At 67.5% G+C, this 16,843-nt stretch carries 14 protein-coding genes; 11 read left to right on the plus strand and 3 right to left on the minus strand.

Annotated elements, in window-relative coordinates:
• Positions 1-18 precede the first annotated feature (18 nt).
• The 5 genes from HF684_RS00645 to purU all read left to right on the plus strand — a co-directional run bounded on the left by HF684_RS00645 (position 19) and on the right by purU (position 6,303).
• Positions 19-309, plus strand: a complete 291-nt coding sequence (locus tag HF684_RS00645) for a sarcosine oxidase subunit delta (RefSeq protein ID WP_025777259.1) — start codon at positions 19-21, stop codon at positions 307-309.
• Positions 306-3,215, plus strand: a complete 2,910-nt coding sequence (locus HF684_RS00650) for a 2Fe-2S iron-sulfur cluster-binding protein (RefSeq protein ID WP_169250887.1) — start codon at positions 306-308, stop codon at positions 3,213-3,215. The genes HF684_RS00645 and HF684_RS00650 overlap by 4 nt, the downstream gene beginning before the upstream one ends.
• On the plus strand, positions 3,208-3,906 hold the full coding sequence (locus HF684_RS00655; protein WP_169250888.1) for a sarcosine oxidase subunit gamma family protein: 699 nt from the start codon (positions 3,208-3,210) through the stop codon (positions 3,904-3,906). The genes HF684_RS00650 and HF684_RS00655 overlap by 8 nt, the downstream gene beginning before the upstream one ends.
• Positions 3,906-5,366, plus strand: coding sequence for an L-serine ammonia-lyase (locus tag HF684_RS00660; RefSeq protein ID WP_169250889.1), 1,461 nt, complete (start codon positions 3,906-3,908; stop codon positions 5,364-5,366). The genes HF684_RS00655 and HF684_RS00660 overlap by 1 nt, the downstream gene beginning before the upstream one ends.
• 82 nt (positions 5,367-5,448) lie before the next feature.
• On the plus strand, positions 5,449-6,303 hold the full coding sequence (purU, locus tag HF684_RS00665) for a formyltetrahydrofolate deformylase (RefSeq protein WP_169250890.1): 855 nt from the start codon (positions 5,449-5,451) through the stop codon (positions 6,301-6,303).
• A 98-nt stretch (positions 6,304-6,401) separates the two neighbouring features.
• Here the strand turns inward: purU and HF684_RS00670 are convergent, their stop codons facing one another.
• Positions 6,402-7,907 carry an aldehyde dehydrogenase family protein gene (locus HF684_RS00670; protein WP_211168033.1) on the minus strand — a complete coding sequence of 502 codons (1,506 nt, stop codon included), beginning with the start codon at positions 7,905-7,907 and terminating at the stop codon, positions 6,402-6,404.
• Positions 7,908-8,089: 182 nt separating this feature from the next.
• Between HF684_RS00670 and HF684_RS00675 the strand changes: the two genes are divergently transcribed.
• The 5 genes from HF684_RS00675 to dapA all read left to right on the plus strand — a co-directional run bounded on the left by HF684_RS00675 (position 8,090) and on the right by dapA (position 13,727).
• Positions 8,090-9,625, plus strand: coding sequence for an alanine/glycine:cation symporter family protein (locus tag HF684_RS00675; RefSeq protein ID WP_169250891.1), 1,536 nt, complete (start codon positions 8,090-8,092; stop codon positions 9,623-9,625).
• On the plus strand, positions 9,622-10,518 hold the full coding sequence (locus tag HF684_RS00680) for a universal stress protein (RefSeq protein WP_169250892.1): 897 nt from the start codon (positions 9,622-9,624) through the stop codon (positions 10,516-10,518). The genes HF684_RS00675 and HF684_RS00680 overlap by 4 nt, the downstream gene beginning before the upstream one ends.
• A gap of 46 nt (positions 10,519-10,564) precedes the next feature.
• A complete protein-coding gene (locus tag HF684_RS00685) occupies positions 10,565-11,233 on the plus strand; it encodes a GntR family transcriptional regulator (RefSeq protein ID WP_169250893.1) in 669 nt (222 codons plus the stop codon).
• Positions 11,234-11,376: 143 nt separating this feature from the next.
• Positions 11,377-12,846, plus strand: a complete 1,470-nt coding sequence (locus HF684_RS00690; RefSeq protein ID WP_169250894.1) for an NAD(P)/FAD-dependent oxidoreductase — start codon at positions 11,377-11,379, stop codon at positions 12,844-12,846.
• The gene (dapA, locus tag HF684_RS00695; RefSeq protein ID WP_169250895.1) at positions 12,843-13,727 is read left to right on the plus strand and encodes a 4-hydroxy-tetrahydrodipicolinate synthase; all 885 of its coding nucleotides are present in this window, start codon (positions 12,843-12,845) and stop codon (positions 13,725-13,727) included. Before HF684_RS00690 ends, dapA begins: the two co-directional genes overlap by 4 nt.
• A 134-nt stretch (positions 13,728-13,861) precedes the next feature.
• On the opposite strand, the gene HF684_RS00700 is transcribed toward dapA, so the two are convergent.
• Both HF684_RS00700 and HF684_RS00705 read right to left on the minus strand, forming a co-directional pair.
• Complete coding sequence (locus HF684_RS00700) at positions 13,862-14,845, minus strand: Ldh family oxidoreductase (RefSeq protein ID WP_169250896.1); 984 nt, start codon at positions 14,843-14,845, stop codon at positions 13,862-13,864.
• A 49-nt stretch (positions 14,846-14,894) separates the two neighbouring features.
• Entirely contained in the window at positions 14,895-15,818 is a 924-nt protein-coding gene (locus HF684_RS00705; protein WP_169250897.1) for an IclR family transcriptional regulator, read from the minus strand.
• A gap of 189 nt (positions 15,819-16,007) precedes the next feature.
• On the opposite strand from HF684_RS00705, the gene HF684_RS00710 reads away from it, so the two are divergent.
• Positions 16,008-16,820, plus strand: coding sequence for an ATP-binding cassette domain-containing protein (locus HF684_RS00710; protein ID WP_169250898.1), 813 nt, complete (start codon positions 16,008-16,010; stop codon positions 16,818-16,820).
• The last annotated feature ends 23 nt before the right edge of the window (positions 16,821-16,843 follow it).

Here is a 16,843-nt window from a genome sequence, read left to right on the forward strand (position 1 = left end):
AAGGAAAGAGACACCGACATGCTGCTCATCCACTGCCCGAACTGCGGGCCACGCGACGAAACCGAATTCCACTACGGCGGACAGGCCCACGTTGCCTACCCCGAAGACCCGTACGCCCTGACCGACAGGGAATGGGCCGAGTACCTCTTCTACCGTGAGAACAGCCGCGGTGCCTTCGCCGAGATGTGGAGCCACAGCGCCGGCTGCCGGAAGTGGTTCAACGCCGTCCGCGACACGGCCACCTACGACTTCACCGCGATCTACCCGATCGGCTCGCCCCGTCCCGACACACAAGGAGAGGTTCGATGACGAACACCACCCGTCTGCCCGGTGCCACCGGCATCGACACCACCCGCCCGATCGACTTCACCGTCGACGGACAGGCCTACTCGGGCTTCGCCGGTGACACGATCGCCAGCGCGCTGATCGCCGCCGGCCGCATCGACTGCGGCAACTCGACCTACCTCGGACGCGCCCGCGGCATCCTCGGCGCCGGCGTCGAGGAGTCCAATGCGCTCGTGCGCGTGCACTCCCGGTTCTCCGGAGACGTCTCCGAGTCGATGCTGCCCGCCACCCGCGTCGCCATCGCCGAAGGGCTCGAGGCCGACTACCTCGCCGGGCTCGGCATCCTCGACCCCGGCCAGGACGAACTGACCTACGAGCACAAGCATGTGCACACCGACATCCTCATCGTCGGCGCCGGCCCCGCCGGACTCGCCGCCGCACGCGAGGCCGGCAAGTCCGGTGCCCGCACCCTGCTCCTCGACGACCAGTCGCTGCCCGGCGGCTCGCTGCTGGCGGCGGGACCGGCCACGGCCGAGACCATCGACGGCGTCGACGCCCTGGAGTGGGTCGAGTCCACCGTCGCCGGATTCGCCGAGCACGAAGAACTCACCTATGTCCCGAACACCACGGTCTTCGGCAGCTACGACTCGAACTACTTCGTCGCCCTCGAAGACCGCACCGACGCGGTTGCCGCCGCCGGCGGTCACGGAGTGCGCCAGAAGGTCTGGCACATCCGCGCCGGTCAGGTCGTGCTCGCCACCGGCGCCCACGACCGTCCGATCGTCTTCGCCGACAACGACCGCCCCGGCATCATGCTCGCCTCGGCCGTGCGCACCTACCTCGGCCGCTACGGGGTCGCCGCAGGGCAGAACGTGGCCGTGGCGACGACGAACGACTCCGCCTATGATCTCGTCACCGACCTCCACGCAGCAGGCATCACCGTCCCTGCGGTCATCGACTCCCGCCCGACCGCCTCGGCGGTGGCCGAATCCGTCACCGCAGCCACGGGCACACGGCTGATCCTCGGCTCAGCGGTCACCGGCACCGCCGGTGAAGGTCCTGCCGGACGAATCAGCGCGATCACTGTCGCCGAACTCGATGACGACGCCGTCGCTGCGAGCCAGGGCGAGGAGATCGCCGTCGACCTGCTCGCGGTCTCCGGCGGACATTCGCCGGTCATCCACCTGCACGGTCAGCGCAAGGGCGCAATCCACTGGAACGTCGACATCGCGGCCTTCGTGCCGACGACGCCCGTGCGTGACCAGTTCACCGTCGGCGCCGTCACCGGGGACTATTCCCTCGAGGCGGCACTGCGGCAGGGCGCCGAGGCAGGCAGCCAGGCGGCCAACCGCACCGGTTTCCCGGCTGCCCTCGCCGTCCCCGCCGCCTCGCCGATGGCGTATGCCCCGGCACGTCCGCTGTGGCTGGTCACCTCCGCGCAGGACGATCACACGAACCTGAGCACGCACTTCATCGACTTCCAGCGCGACCAGACCGTCGCCGATGTGCAGCGGGCGATGGGCGCAGGTATGCGTTCGGTCGAGCACATCAAGCGCTACACCTCGATCTCGACGGCGAACGATCAGGGCAAGACCTCCGCGGTCAACGCGATCGGCGCGATCGCCTCGGTGCTGGGGGAGGCCGACGACCTCGGTCAGGTCGGGCACACGACCTTCCGCGCCCCCTTCGCCCCGGTGCCCTTCGCGGCACTGGCCGGACGGCGCAAGGGCGAACTCTTCGATCCCGCCCGCGTCACCTCGATCCACCCCTGGCACGTCGCCCACGGCGCCGAGTTCGAAGACGTCGGTCAGTGGAAGCGGCCCTGGTACTACCCGAAGCCGGGTGAGGACATGGAGGCGGCGGTGCTGCGCGAGGGCAAGGCCGTGCGCGAATCCGTCGGCTTCCAGGATGCCTCAACGCTCGGCAAGATCGAGATCCGCGGGGCCGACGCCGGAGAGTTCCTCGGCCAGATCTACACGAACGGCTTCAAGAAGCTCAAGGTCGGCAAGGGCCGGTACGGGCTGATGTGCAAGCCCGACGGCATGATCTTCGACGACGGGGTGACCCTGCGCGTGGCCGAGGACCGCTACTACATGACGACGACCACCGGCGGAGCGGCGACCGTCCTCGAATGGCTCGAGGAATGGCATCAGACCGAATGGCCGGACCTCGACGTCGTCTTCACCTCGGTGACCGAACAGTGGTCGACCGTCGCCGTGGCCGGCCCCCGGTCGCGCGACGTCATCGCGAAGGTCGCCCCGAACCTCGACGTCTCCAACGACGCCTTCGAGTTCATGGGCTTCCGCGAGACCACGCTGGCGAACGGCATCCCGGCCCGGATCTGCCGGATCTCGTTCTCCGGTGAGCTCGCCTTCGAGATCAACGTCGACACGTTCTACGGACTCGCCGTCTGGGAGGCCGTCGCCGAGGCGGGAGCCGAGTTCGACATCACCCCCTACGGCACCGAGGTCATGCACGTGCTGCGTGCGGAGAAGGGCTTCATCATCGTCGGTCAGGACACCGACGGCACCGTGACGCCTGCCGACGCGGGCATGGAGTGGATCGTGTCGAAGGTCAAGGACTTCATCGGCAAACGCTCCTACTCCAGAGTCGACACGGCCCGTGAGGACCGCAAGCACCTCGTCGGAGTCCTGCCCGTCGACGGCACGACCCGCCTGGCCGAAGGCGCCCAGCTCATCACCTCGGGCACCCCGGTCACACCGGAGGCCGGTCCGGTGCCGATGATCGGGCACGTCACCTCGTCCTATATCTCGCCGAGCCTCGACCGTCCGTTCGGTCTGGCGATGGTCGAGAACGGCCGCAACCGTGAAGGTGAGATCGTTCAGTCCCCGCTGGGAGACACCTTGATCGATGTCGAGATCACCTCGCCCGTCTTCTACGATCCGGAAGGAAACCGCCGCGATGGCTGACACCACCTACACCACTTCACCTGCGAAGTCGACCGCGGGTCTCGACGATCTGCGTGTCTCCCCGGCCGCCCACCTCAGCCGTGAGATGGCCGCGGCCAGCCAGGCCGGCGGCACGGCAGTGGCCCTGCGCGAACTGCCGTTCTCCGTGCAGCTCGGGCTGCGCGCCGAACCGGACTCCGCCTCGTGGAAGTCCCTCGAGAACACCTTCGGTCTGCCCCTGCCGCGCCGCGTCGGCGAGGTCACCGGGGACCAGGCAGGTCTGCACGTCCTGTGGCTGAGCCCCGACGAGTTCCTCGCCGTCGACGTCTCCCGCCAGCAGCAGCCGGGAGAGACCCTCGTCGCCGAGGCGGGACTCGCAGGACTGCCCGGGCAGGCCCTCGACCTCTCGGCCAACCGCACCATCCTGCAGCTGAGCGGGTCCAAGGCTCGCGAGGTGCTCGAGAAGAGCTGCCGCGCCGACCTCCACCCGCGGGCCTTCGGCGTCGGCACGGCGATCGTGACCTCGCTCGGCCCGGTGCCGGTCATCCTCCATCACTCCTCGGTGCTCGAATACCGTGTCTACCCGCGAGCGAGCTTCGCAGACTTCACGGTCCGCTGGCTGCTCGACGGAATGGCCGAATTCCTCGATGAGGATGCGGCGGCGACCGGTGCGGACGGCTCGTCGGCGGGTTCTGAAGGGGGCGCCGGCTGATGGCACTCGGGGTCCTCGATCTGTTCTCGATCGGCATCGGGCCCTCCTCCTCGCACACGGTGGGGCCGATGCGTGCAGCGGTGCGCTTCGTCGACGAACTCGCCGCAGAGGGTCTGCTCGATCGCGTCGACGCGATCCGGGTCGGCCTCTTCGGGTCGCTGGGGGCGACGGGAATCGGGCACGGCTCGGACTCCGCCGTGCTCGCCGGACTGAGCGGGAAGGAACCGGAGACGCTCGACCCGGATTCCGTGGGCCCGCTGGTCGCCAGGGTCCGCGAGGAAGGGACGCTCAACCTCGGCGGGCGAAGGGATGTCCCCTTCGATGTTCGATCGGACCTCACGCTGCACCTGCGGGAATCCCTGCCCGGCCATCCCAACGGGATGCGCATCAGCGCCGAGGCGGCCGGTGAGCTCATCGAGCGCGAGTACTACTCGGTGGGCGGGGGATTCGTCGTCACCGCCGAGGAGCTCGCCGCGGAGAAGGACGCCGCCGAGGCGATCGACGCGGCCGCGAGCGGTCCCGGATCCGGCGAGGACAGTGCGCGGGGATCAGGTCGGGACGGTGACGTCATCGAATTCTCCACCGCCGATGAACTGCTCGCACGGTGCCGGGCGCACGGGCTGTCCATCGCCGATCTCATGGCGGTCAACGAACGAGCCCGCCAGACTGATGAGACCCTGCGGGCCCGGCTGCTCGAGATCTGGGCGGTGATGCGCGAATGCGTGCACAACGGCTGCACCCGCACCGAGACGACGCTGCCCGGCGGACTCAAGGTGCGCCGCCGCGCCCCGGAACTGAAGGCAAAGCTCGAAGCCGCGGACTATCGGGCATCGGGCTCCCTCGACGCCCTCGAATGGGTCAACCTCTACGCGCTGGCCGTCAACGAGGAGAACGCCTCGGGCGGGCGGATCGTCACCGCCCCGACGAACGGGGCCGCGGGCATCATCCCCGCGGTGCTGCACTATATGGACCGGTTCGTCACCGGCGACAGCGACGGCGAGGGCGATGCGAGCGTGTCGGACGATGCCGTCGTGCAATTCCTGCTCACTGCCGGGGCCATCGGAATCCTGTTCAAGCGCAATGCCTCGATCTCCGGCGCCGAGGTGGGCTGCCAGGGGGAGGTCGGATCGGCCTGCGCGATGGCTGCCGCAGGACTGTGCGCCGTGCTCGGCGGAACACCGGAGCAGGTGGAGAACGCCGCCGAGATCGGGCTCGAGCACAACCTCGGGCTCACCTGCGATCCGGTCGGCGGCCTTGTGCAGGTGCCGTGCATCGAACGCAATGCCATCGCCTCGGTGAAGGCGATCAATGCGGCCCGGCTGGCCATGCACGGCGACGGCTCCCACCGGGTGAGTCTCGACCAGGCGATCGAGACCATGCGGCAGACTGGAGCCGATATGAAATCGAAGTACAAGGAGACATCGCGCGGCGGACTCGCCGTCAATGTCATCGAATGCTGAGCGGCACGATTCCCGGTTTTCGGGCCGCCTGCAGATTTTGCACCACCCCAGACTCGGCACTACTGAACAGAAAGATTCAGACATGCAGGACTACATCTTCACCCTCGAATGCGCAGAGCGCCCCGGCATCCTCCACTCGGTGACCGGCGCCCTGCTCACCCACGGAGGGGATATCAAGGAACTCAAACAGTTCGACGACCAGTCGACGCAGCAGCTGTTCCTGCGCATCGACTTCAGCATCTCCGCCGAGCCCGGCAACGGGATCGAAGCACTGCGCAGCGACTTCGAGGCGCTCGGCGAGGAGTTCGGGGCGACCTGGCAGCTGTGGCCGCAGGGTCAGAAGCGGCGGGTGCTCATCATGGTCTCGAAGTTCGAACACTGCCTCAACGATCTGCTCTTCCGGGCCCGGGTCGGCGAGCTGCCGATCGAGATCGCCGCGGTCGTGTCGAACCACCCCGACCATCGGGAGCTCGTCGAATGGCACCACATCCCCTTCTTCCGGATCCCGGTGACGAAGGAGACGAAGCCCGAGGCCGAGGCGAAGCTGCTCGAACTCGTCGACCGCTTCGAGGTCGACCTCGTGGTGCTCGCCCGTTATATGCAGATCCTCTCCGACGACCTCGCCCGCGAACTCACCGGACGCGCCATCAACATCCACCACTCATTCCTGCCGTCGTTCAAGGGTGCCAAGCCCTACCATCAGGCATGGGAGCGCGGGGTCAAGACCGTCGGGGCGACCGCGCACTTCGTCAACTCCGAACTCGACGAGGGCCCGATCATCGCCCAGCAGCTCGTCGAGGTCGACCATGCCTTCACCCCCGAGGACCTCGTCGCCGCCGGCCGCGATGCCGAGTGCAAGGCGCTGTCCAACGCCGTGAAGTGGCACTGCGACGGCCGTGTGTTCCTCTCGGGCAAGAGGACCATCGTCCTGCGCTGAGCCTTCTTCCTCACCGACCGCTCAGGTTGCCGTCGCTGTACCGCGTTATGCGGCGAGCGGTCGACGGCAACCTGAGCGGTCGGCGTATTGAGGCAGTGTCACCGGGCGTGATTGATCTGCACGTGCTTGGTTCGGGAGAAGTCGTTGAGCGCGTAGATCGACAGGTCGCGCCCGTAGCCCGAGCCCTTGAACCCGCCCCACGGGACTTCGGCGGCCAGCGCCAGATGCGAGTTCACCCACACAGTGCCGAAGTCGAGGCGGCGCGGCACATCGAGGCTGCGCGCGGCATCCCGCGTCCACACCGAGGCGGCCAGGCCGTAGGGGACTTCGTTGGCTCGCGTGATCGCCTCGTCCTCGGACTCGAAGGTCTCGATCGTCACGACCGGTCCGAAGATCTCCTCCTGTGAGGCTTCCGAGCCGGCCGCCACATCGGCGAGCACGGTCGGAGCGACGAAGAACCCCGGGCCCTCGATCGGCCCACCGCCGACGACGGGCCGGGCACCATCGGCAATCGCACGGTCGAGGAAGCCGGTCACCCGCTCGAAGTGCGCCTGCGAGACCAGCGGCCCGAGCTCGACCTCGGCACCTCCCCGGGGATCGCCGACGACATACGTCGAGACCTCCTCGGCGAGGAGTCGCGTGAACTCCTCGGCGACCGAGGACTCGACGAGCACCCGCGTGCCGGCACCGCACTCCTGCCCCGAATTCCAGAACCCTGCGGTGCGTACACCTTCGGCCGCGGCTGCCAGGTCCGCATCGGCGAAGACGACGACCGGGGCCTTGCCGCCGAGCTCGAGATGCACCCGCTTGAGGCTCTCGCCGGCGCTCGTGGCCACGGCCTTCCCGCTGCCGACGCTGCCGGTCAGCGCCACGAGGTCGATATCGGGGTGACTCGACAGACGCGCTCCGACGCTGGGTCCGAGACCGAGGACGATATTGAGAACACCGGCGGGCAGGAGATCGGCGATGAGCTCGAGGAGCTTGAGCGCCGTCAGCGGAGTCTGCTCGGAGGGTTTGAGCACCATTGTGTTCCCGGCGGCGAGCACCGGACCGATCTTCCATGCGGCCATGAGCAGCGGATAGTTCCAGGGCACGACGACCCCGACGACACCGACCGGTTCGCGCAGGATGATCGAGGTGTGGTCCTCGACGTAGTCGCCCGAGCCGAGTTCGGTGAAGGCTCGGGAGGCGCCCGCGGCGAAGCGGAACGTGTCTGCGGCCATCGAGACGTCATCGTCGGAGACCGCGTGCGGTTTGCCGGCATTGAGAGACTCGAGGCGGATGAGCACATCGGCGTTGTCCTCGATGCGGTCGGCGATGGCCAGCAGGACGTCGGCGCGGGACTTCGGGGTCAGTGCCTTCCACCCCTCCAGGGCCCGACGGGCGGCAGCCACCGCGGAGTCGACATCGGCGGCCGACCCTTCGGCCACCTCGGCGATGATCGTCTCATCGGCAGGGTTGACCAGGGCCGTCGTCGCGGATTCCGCACCGGCCTCGGTGAACGCTCCGTCGATGAAGTGGGTGAGCGGGGGCAGCTCGGACTCGGCGACGAGGGGCGCCTGTGTCGTGCTGCGGACGATGGATTCGGTCGATGGGATGGGCATGAGGGCCTCTGCTTCTGCGGTTCGGCTGCTGGGAGCTCCACGCGATACACATCGGTGGATGTGATCACATTATTACGTGATTCGTGTAACATGCAATCACATCGACGGGGATTCGAGCCGTCGTCGTCGCGCGCCGCCGGCGTCAGCGCCCATCCAACGACCACGAACACGGAGCTGTGCTCATGGACTTCACCACTCGATTGCAGGAGATCGCCAATGCGATGTGGATGCCGGTCATCGGTCTCGCCATCGTCATGGGCCTCTACTTCACGATCCGCACGAAAGTTCTCCAGATCCGCCTCTTCCCGCAGATGCTGCGCGAGCTCAAGGGCGACGGCAGCACCGCACCCGGCGGACTCACTCCCTTCCAGGCGCTCGCCCTGACGATCGGCAATCGCGTCGGCGTCGGCAACATCGCCGGCGTCGCCACCGCCGTCGGCTGGGGCGGACCCGGCGCCCTGTTCTGGATGGGTGTGATGGCCTTCTGCGGAGGCGCGACCGCGTTCATCGAATCGACGCTCGCCCAGATCTTCAAGGAGCGCATCGACAGCGAACTCAAGGGCGGCGTGCCCTACTACCTGTACAAGGTGTTCCAGAAGCGGTGGCTGGGAATGATCGCCGCGGTCATCGCTCTCATCCTCTACACCCTCCTGGCGCCCGGTATCCAGTCCAACAGCATCGCCGTGAGCGTCGAATACGCCTTCGGCATCCCCGGCTGGGTCACCGGCCTCGTCGTCACCGCAGTGCTGGGCATCATCATCTGGGGCGGGCGCGAACGCATCGTGCGCGTCGTCAACATCATCGTCCCGATCATGGCCGTGGGTTACATCGGCGGGGCGATCATCGTCCTGCTCGTCAATGTCACCGAACTGCCTGCCGCCATCGGACTCATCATCTCCTCGGCCTTCGGCGCCGACCAGGTCTTCGGCGGCATCGTCGGAGCCGCAATCTCCTGGGGCGTGCGCCGCGCCCTGTTCTCCAATGTCGCAGGTGTCGGCGAAGGCACCTATGCCGCCGGCGCCGCCGAGGTCAGCCACCCGGCCAAACAGGGGCTCGTCCAGACCTTCTCGATCTACATCGACACTCTGACCGTCTGCATGCTCACGGGACTGATGATGGTCGTCACCGGACAGTACAACGTCATCACCGAGGATGGCCGCGAACTGCTCGTCAACCTCCCGGGCATCGAGCCGGGCACGAACTTCACCCAGGCTGCCGTCGACACCGTGGCCACCGGATTCGGCTCACCGTTCATCGCGATCTCGGTGGCGATGTTCGCGATCACGACCATCGTCGCCTTCTACTTCATCGCCGACACGAACCTGTCCTTCATCGTCGGCGAAGGCGATCGAGTCTATATCCGCATCCTCGAATGCGCCCTGCTGGCCGTGTGCTTCATCAGCTGCGTCGTCGACGCCGGAGCGGTCTGGGCCGTCGGCGACATGGGGTACGCGACCCTGGGCGTCATCAACTTCCTCGCCCTCATCGCGCTGTCCGGGATCGCGCTGAAGACACTCAAGGACTTCGACGCCCAGCGCAAGCAGGGACTCAACCCCGTCTTCGACCCCGTGAAGCTCGGGATCAAGCACGCGAACTTCTGGGAGGAGGCCCACGCTGAGGCGGCCGTGACCTCCCGTGCGTCCGACCCGTCTCGGACCTCTGACTCGTCCGGGACCACAACCCTGTCCGACACCGATCCGAAGGATGGCACACCATGACGATCATCGCCGCATTCCCGCATGGGAAGAGAGACCGTTCCGCACTCCACCTGGCCGCGTTCATCGCCCGCTCCTACGATGAGGACCTGCGCATCGTCAGCGTCGTCCCCGAGGCCGGGCGAGGGTCGATCCCTTCGGGCAGCGACCTGCAGTTCGCGGCGTGGGCGAAGAAACGCTCCCGGCAGGCGGTGCGCGAGGCCGAGGCTGCGGCGGCGCAGATCTGCCCCGATCTGACCACCGTGGCGGTGGCCGTGGAGAACCGATCTCGGGCGAAGGGCCTCCTCGCCGAGGCGGCCGCCCACCGGGCCACGATGATCGTCCTCGGATCCGGCACCGAGGGAACCCGCGGACGGATCCGCGTGAGCGCGACCTCCGACCGGCTGCTGCATTCCTCCCCGGTGCCGGTGGCGCTCGCGCCCAAGGGATTCGTCGCTCCGGAGCGGCTCACTCGGGTGACCTGCTCGTTCCGCCCCGATGTGGAGGCCCGGGCGGTGCTCGCGGCGACCGCCGAGTTCGCTCACGCCACCTGCGGGCGTCTGCGCATCGCGACTTTCGGCGTCAGCGGCCGTACCGTTCCGCCGGAGTCCGTCGACGAGGAATCGGCGCGCCAGGCGCTCGTCGCCGAGCTGCGGGCCGCGCAGGTCGAAGCGATCGACAGCCTCGACGGGGCCGACCACGGGGAGGCTGCGGCAGGAGAGCCCATCGCCGAGGCGGTCGGAATCGGCAAGGACTGGAAAGCGGCCCTGGCTGCGATCGAGTGGGAGTCCGGCGAACTCCTCGTCGTCGGGTCCTCGTCGGAGGGGCGGCGCTCCCGGGTCTTCCTCGGTACGAATGCGGCGAGGATCATCCGGCACGCACCGGTCCCGGTCGTCGTCATGCCCTGGCTGAAGTGATCGGGCAGACGGGGAAAGCCGCCTCGGCGTGGATAGACTGTCGACTATGAGCGAGACCCAGACCGAGATCGGACCGCGTATCGGCGACCAGGTGTTCGAGGCGCTGCAGGCGAGCATCCTCTCCGGCGAGTATCGCAGCGGAGACCGATTGCGGATCCGCCAGCTCGCGGCGACCCTGGGCACGAGCGTCATGCCCGTGCGTGAGTCGCTGGCCAGGCTCGAGGAGGTCGGGCTCGTCGAGACCAGTCCGCATCGTGGGGCGGTGGTCAAGGAATTCACCGCCGAGGAGCTGCTGCAGATCTATTCCGTGCGCCGCATCCTCGAGGTCGAAGCGACGGTCCAGGGCGCGCAGAAGCTCGACGAGGCGGGCCGGGCGCGGCTGGACGAGGAGTTCGCGGCGATGGAGTCGGCGCTCGACTCCGGCGATGCCTCGGAGTACCTCGACCACGACGAGGAGCTGCTCGCGACGATCTACTCCGCCTCGGGCAATCCCGTCCTCGTCGAGACGATCCGGACCCTGTGGCTGCGCTGCCGGGCCTATAAACTCGTCGGCGCCAGGCGGGAGATCGCGGCCGATGCCAAGGCTCCGCTGCTCAAGCACCAGCGCCGACTCATGGATGCCGTCGATGCCGGAGATCCCGCCGTCGCCGCCGAGGTGACCGAGGAATCCTTCGACGACGCCGTCCGCCGCATCCGTGCCGGTCTGGGCGCCTGAGGCCGGCAGATGCGGGCCTGAAGAACACCCTGAAATCAGATGTGATCAATTACTTGCGAATAAATGTGATCACATCCTATTCTGTGTGCAGACGATCCGCGTGAAGGTGCGCGGACGCTCAGAGCAGAGAGGGGGTGCTCCCCATGAAAGATGCCGTCATCGTCGGCGGCGGACTCGCCGGACTGTCAGCAGCATGGCGACTGCGCAATTGGGATGTGACGCTGCTGGAATCGGGTTCCCGAGTCGGCGGTCGGATCCGTTCGGAGAACCGCGGACGCTATTTCCTCAACTGGGGCGGACACATGTTCGCCGGAGGCAAGACAGCGACGAATGCCCTTATCACCGAGACGCAGACCCGTTCGACGGAGATCCCCGGATCGCTGTCGGCGGTGTCGATGAACGGCAAGCTGCTCATCGACGGGCCCGTCCAGTCGTATCCGTTTCGGATCCCCATGTCGCTGAAGGACCGGGCCTCGATGATCAAGGCCGGGGTCAAGGTCTCCGCCGACGTCCTCCGCTATGCCAATGCCGTGCGTCTGCGCCCGAACGAGAGCTCGGAGATGCGACAGCAGAGGATCTACGACTTCGAGAACGACCGGTCCTTCGCCGACTACATCGGAGAACTGTCCGAGGACGCCGAGGCGATGTTCCGTCCGACGATCACCCGCTCGGCCGCCGACCCCGATGAGCTCGCCGCCGGTGCCGGCATCGGCTACTTCAGCCTCGTGTGGAACATCGGGCAGGGGCTCAATCGCAGCATCGGCGGGGGACCGTCCAACCTCGTCGAGTCGATCGCCGCCCCGCTGCAGGAGAGCATCCAGCTCGACGCGAAGGTCTACGAGATCGTCCACAAGAAGGACCACGTCGTCGTCCGCTACCGGCAGGACGACATCGACCACGAGATCGAAGCGCTGTCCGTCGTCCTCGCGACCCCGGCAACCGTGGCCCACAAGATCGCCGTCGACCTGCAGGAGGACAAGCGGGAGGCGCTGTCGAAGATCGTCTACGGACCCTATGTGTCCGCGGCCTTCCTCACCAACGAGACCGAACCCCAGCCCTGGGACCGGGCTTACGGCATCGCCACGCCGAAGCGCTCCTTCAACGTGGTGATGAACCAGGGCAACATCGTCCGCGGCACCGAATCGGAGCGCCAGCCAGGAGGAAGCATCATGACCTTCTCCCCGGCGAGCCTGGCCAGGAAGCTTCTTGACCTGGACGACAAGGACATCCTCGACACCTACATCAGCGACCTCGACGAAGTCCTGCCCGGGTTCGCCGGGATCGTCGAAGAAGCCCAGGTGCAGCGGTGGCGCACCGGCGCACCCTACTGCTTCCCGGGGCGCGGGAGGCTCCAGCCGACACTCAACGCGCTGTCCGGCCGAGTGTTCCTCGCCGGAGACTACATGGGCACCCTCTACACGGAGACCGCCATCAGCTCCGGCTTCACGGCCGCGCAAGAGGCCGCGAACATCCTCGTCACGGCACGCCAGACCCGTCGGCACCACCCCGTCCAGCATCCCAACGAGAACGAGCCGCCTCGACACGAGGCGAACACCCAGACCACTGCCTCTCAGGCAACCACTGCACCTCAGACCCTTACGGAGACATCATGACCACTCAGCTGCGCGGAGTCCTCACCGCACTCACCACTCCCTTCGACGCCGAGGAGAACATCGACTTCGAGGCGTTGGGTCGCATCGTCGACCGGTCCATCGACGGCGGAGTCGACGGGCTCGTCGTCGGCGGCTCGACCGCGGAATTCGCCACGATGACCGGCGAAGAGCGGCAGTCCATGCTCGAATTCGTCATCGAACGCACGGCCGGCCGGGTGCCGATCGTCGCGCAGACCGGAGCCACCTCGACACGGGAAGCCATCCGCCACTCCCAGGCGGCGCAGGCTGCCGGAGCTGATGTCCTCATGATCGTCACACCGTATTACGAGCCCCTGACGCAGGCCGAGACGGTCGATTACATCAAGGCTGTCGCCTCGGCTGTGGACATCGATGTCATGCTCTACAACATCCCCGCGGCCACCGGCGTCAACCTCGACCCCGGCACAGTGAGGCAGCTCGCCGAGGATGTCGCCAACATCCGCTTCATCAAGGACTCGAGCGCGAACTGGGAGCAGGCGCTTCAGCTCATCCACCATCACAGCGACGTCATCTCCACCTTCATCGGCTGGGACAGTTACATCTACTCAGGCCTCGTCGAAGGCGCGGCCGGAATGGTCGCGGGAGCCGCGAATGTCCTGCCGTCGGAGATCGTGTCGGTGTCGACCAAGATCGCCGACGGCGACCTCCACGGTGCGCGTGAGGAGTGGCAGCGGCTCTACCCGGTCATCGACGCGATGATCTCCGAACCGTTCATCCAGGCTGTGAAGACCGGCCTCGAACTGCGGGGCGTTCCCGTCGGTTCGCCGAGGCGGCCCCTGGCTGACACCGATCCCGACGCCAGGGAGCGGATCAAGGTAGCTCTGGCCACCCTCGGCAGCTGAGCACGGACGCCGACCGCTCAACTCGGCATCGAGCGCTCACTCCGGCTCCAGCCGCTGATGCCGACCGCTCACGTTACCGTCGCTGTACCGAGTTATGTGGTGTGCGGTCGACGGTAATTCGAGCGGTCGGCGGCTCAGACGCGGCTGAGGAGTGCTGAATGGAGGTCGCGGGGCATTTCGATGACCTCGAGGCTGCGTTTGCGACCGAAGTCGACGCCGAAGCTGGCGTGCAGGCGGTCAAGGTGGTCGGTGACCCGCTGCGAATAGTCGGGGTCGAAGGCGTCTGCCGCGATCGCGATGATGAACAGTCCCGTGCCCGGGTTCTCCTGCCCCGAGTCGAAGGCGGGTGCGTCGACGGAGAAGCGGCCCCCGCCGTGGATGGCGAGGAGCTCGATCATGAGAGCCACATTGCTGCCCTTGACCCCGCCGAACGGCAGCAGGGAACCGGCGAGGGCGGCCTCGGCATCGACCGTGGCCGCCCCGCTCGGGTCCTGTGCCCACCCCTCGGGGATCGTTTCTCCTCGATCGGCAGCGTCGCGGACGTTGACCCAGGCTGTCGCACTGGTCGCCTGGTCGAACATGCGCGGGCCATCGGGGTGCGGGACGGCGAATGAGAAGGGGTTCGTTCCGGTTGCCGCACCCGGTGAGCCGAACAGCGACATCAGCGCCGGCGAGTTGGCGCCGGCAAACGCCAGCAGACCCCGCTCCGCTAATCGGGTCGTGTAATAGCCGAGTTCGCCGGCGGTGAAGGCGTTGGCGATGTTGAGCACGGAGATGCCGAGCGTCGCGGCCGCCTCGGCGAAGTCGTCGAAGGCTGCGTCGAAGGCGAGCTGCGCGGTGCCGCGGTCGGCGTCGACGTGGTGTGCGGCGGGCAGGCGATTCGTCACTCGCGGCTGCGCCTGCCCGTTGATGCGTCCGGCCTCGAGACCGTCGAGGTAGTCGAAGAGGTGAGCCGTGCCGACTGCGGTCTTACCCCGTCGCTCGGCGGCCACGGTCGCCTCCGCCAGTGACTGCGACAGTACGGGTGAGCCGCCGGCCGCGGTGATCGCTGCGATGGACAAATCACGCAGTTCGGTGATCGTCAGGGACACGGTCGTGGCGTGAGGAGTCTCCGGCATGACCTTCACGCTACCTGAGGTCACGCACGGCACCGAGGCGCGGTGTCGGTCAGAGGTCGCCGGAGTCCGGGACGGGGTCGGTCTGGGAACTCAGCGCCTCGGCGATGGCCTTCGCCTCCCGGCGGAGCAGAGCGACGAGGCGTTCGACTCGGGACCCGGTGACACGGTCGGCGATCGAGGCGATCGACAGGGCCGCACGTGGGCGGGAACCGCGGATGCGCAGCGGCACCGCCACCGCCCACGACCCCTTGGCGAAGAGCCCCGGATTATGGACGAAGCCGTCGATGCGGGCCTGATCGATGATGTCGCGCAGGTGCGGGACGGAGACCTTCGGATACCTCTCGGCGAGGATCTCGGCGTTGGCCTCGAACTGGGCGTCCACCTCGGCAGGGGAGAGCTCGGAGAGGATCGCCAGCGATCCGGCGCCGATGCCCAGCGGGTGTCGGTCGCCCACGGACAGGGCGTTGTTGAAGATCTCACCGAAGCCCTCCTCACGGCGGGCGCAGATCGAATAGCTGCCCGTGCGCAGAGTGAGGAACACGGTGTCCTGGCTGAGTTCGGCCAGGCGCAGCAGACTCGACTCGGACTCCGTGACCAGGGGATCGACCGATTTCTGGGCCAGTTGGCCGAGGATCTGCGACTGCACGCCGAGGCGGTACCCGCCCTCTTCGAGGCGTTCGACGTAGCCAATGGCGATGAGCGCTTGGAGCATGCGGTGGACGCTGGCTTTCGGGCGGCCGCTGATCGAAGCGAGCTCGGACAGGCTCGCGCCTTCGCGCCGCTCCCCGGCGATGAGCCCGACGAGGTTGAGCAGCGTCAGCGCGCGTTGGATGCTCTGAGCGCCGGTACCCGGCTCGAGGCTGTCGACGGCGTGGGCGACATTGAACGAAGCGGACCGGCGCAGGAGCCGACCGCGCATCTTGATGCGATATTCCTCGCGGAGGTCCTCATTCGGGTCGGTGCCATTGTGCATGCCTCCATTATGGCCCGACGCTGCACTGACGAGACCGCACCGACGAGACCGCGACAGTGGGTCGAACTCCTGATCCACGATGCGAAACGTCGGAATCTCAGGGCGGGAGCCGCCTCGGCGAGGTGGGTCCTAGAATCGAATGGGCCCAACCGGCCGGTGGGGCCGTCGTTCTTGAGAGGTGAGTGAGACGTGGCGGAGACTGTCCTCGATATCGCCGATGTGACGTTCCGGCGGGGGCAGACGCGCATCCTCCACGGCATCGATCTGCGCATCGGTGCCGGCGAACACTGGGTGCTCATCGGGCCGAACGGGGCGGGGAAGTCGACCCTGCTGAGCTTCGCCTCGGCGCAGGTGTTCCCGAGCTCGGGCACCGTCGACATCCTCGGATCGCGCATGGGTCGGGTCGATCTCGCAGCCCTGCGCCGCCTCATCGGTCACGTCAACCCGCGCCATCCGCTGCGCTCGAACCTCACCGTCCGCGAGGTCGTCCTCACCGGGCTGACCGGCACCGTCGAACGACCCATGCGGTGGGAACCCTCACCCGAGGATGTCGTGAAGGCCGATGCCCAGATCGCCGAGGTGGGGCTGGGCTCCCGTGCCGATGCCGGGTGGAAAGTGCTGTCGCAGGGGGAGCGGGGCCGTGCGCTCGTGGCACGTGCGCTCATCGCCGACCCGCAGCTGCTGCTCTTCGACGAACCGACCACGGGCCTCGACGTCGCCGCCCGCGAACAGCTGCTCGAAACCATCGACGCCCTGTCGCTGCGCTCGCCGGAGCTGGCGACGCTGCTGGTCACCCACCATCTCGAGGAGATTCCGGAGACCACCACGCACGCGGCGCTCATCTCCGACGGGCGACTGACCGCCGCCGGTCCCATCGCCGAGGTGCTCACCTCCGAGCAGGTCTCCGCCGCTTTCGACCATCCGATCGAGGTGGGCTTCGCCGGCCGCCGGTGGTCGGCCCGCGCGGTCCGGTCCGGTGCGTCTGTCGCGTCCGTCGGCTGAGGATCGGCTGGGACGATCACCGC

This window comes from Brevibacterium sp. 'Marine', assembly GCF_012844365.1.
GTDB lineage: Bacteria > Actinomycetota > Actinomycetes > Actinomycetales > Brevibacteriaceae > Brevibacterium.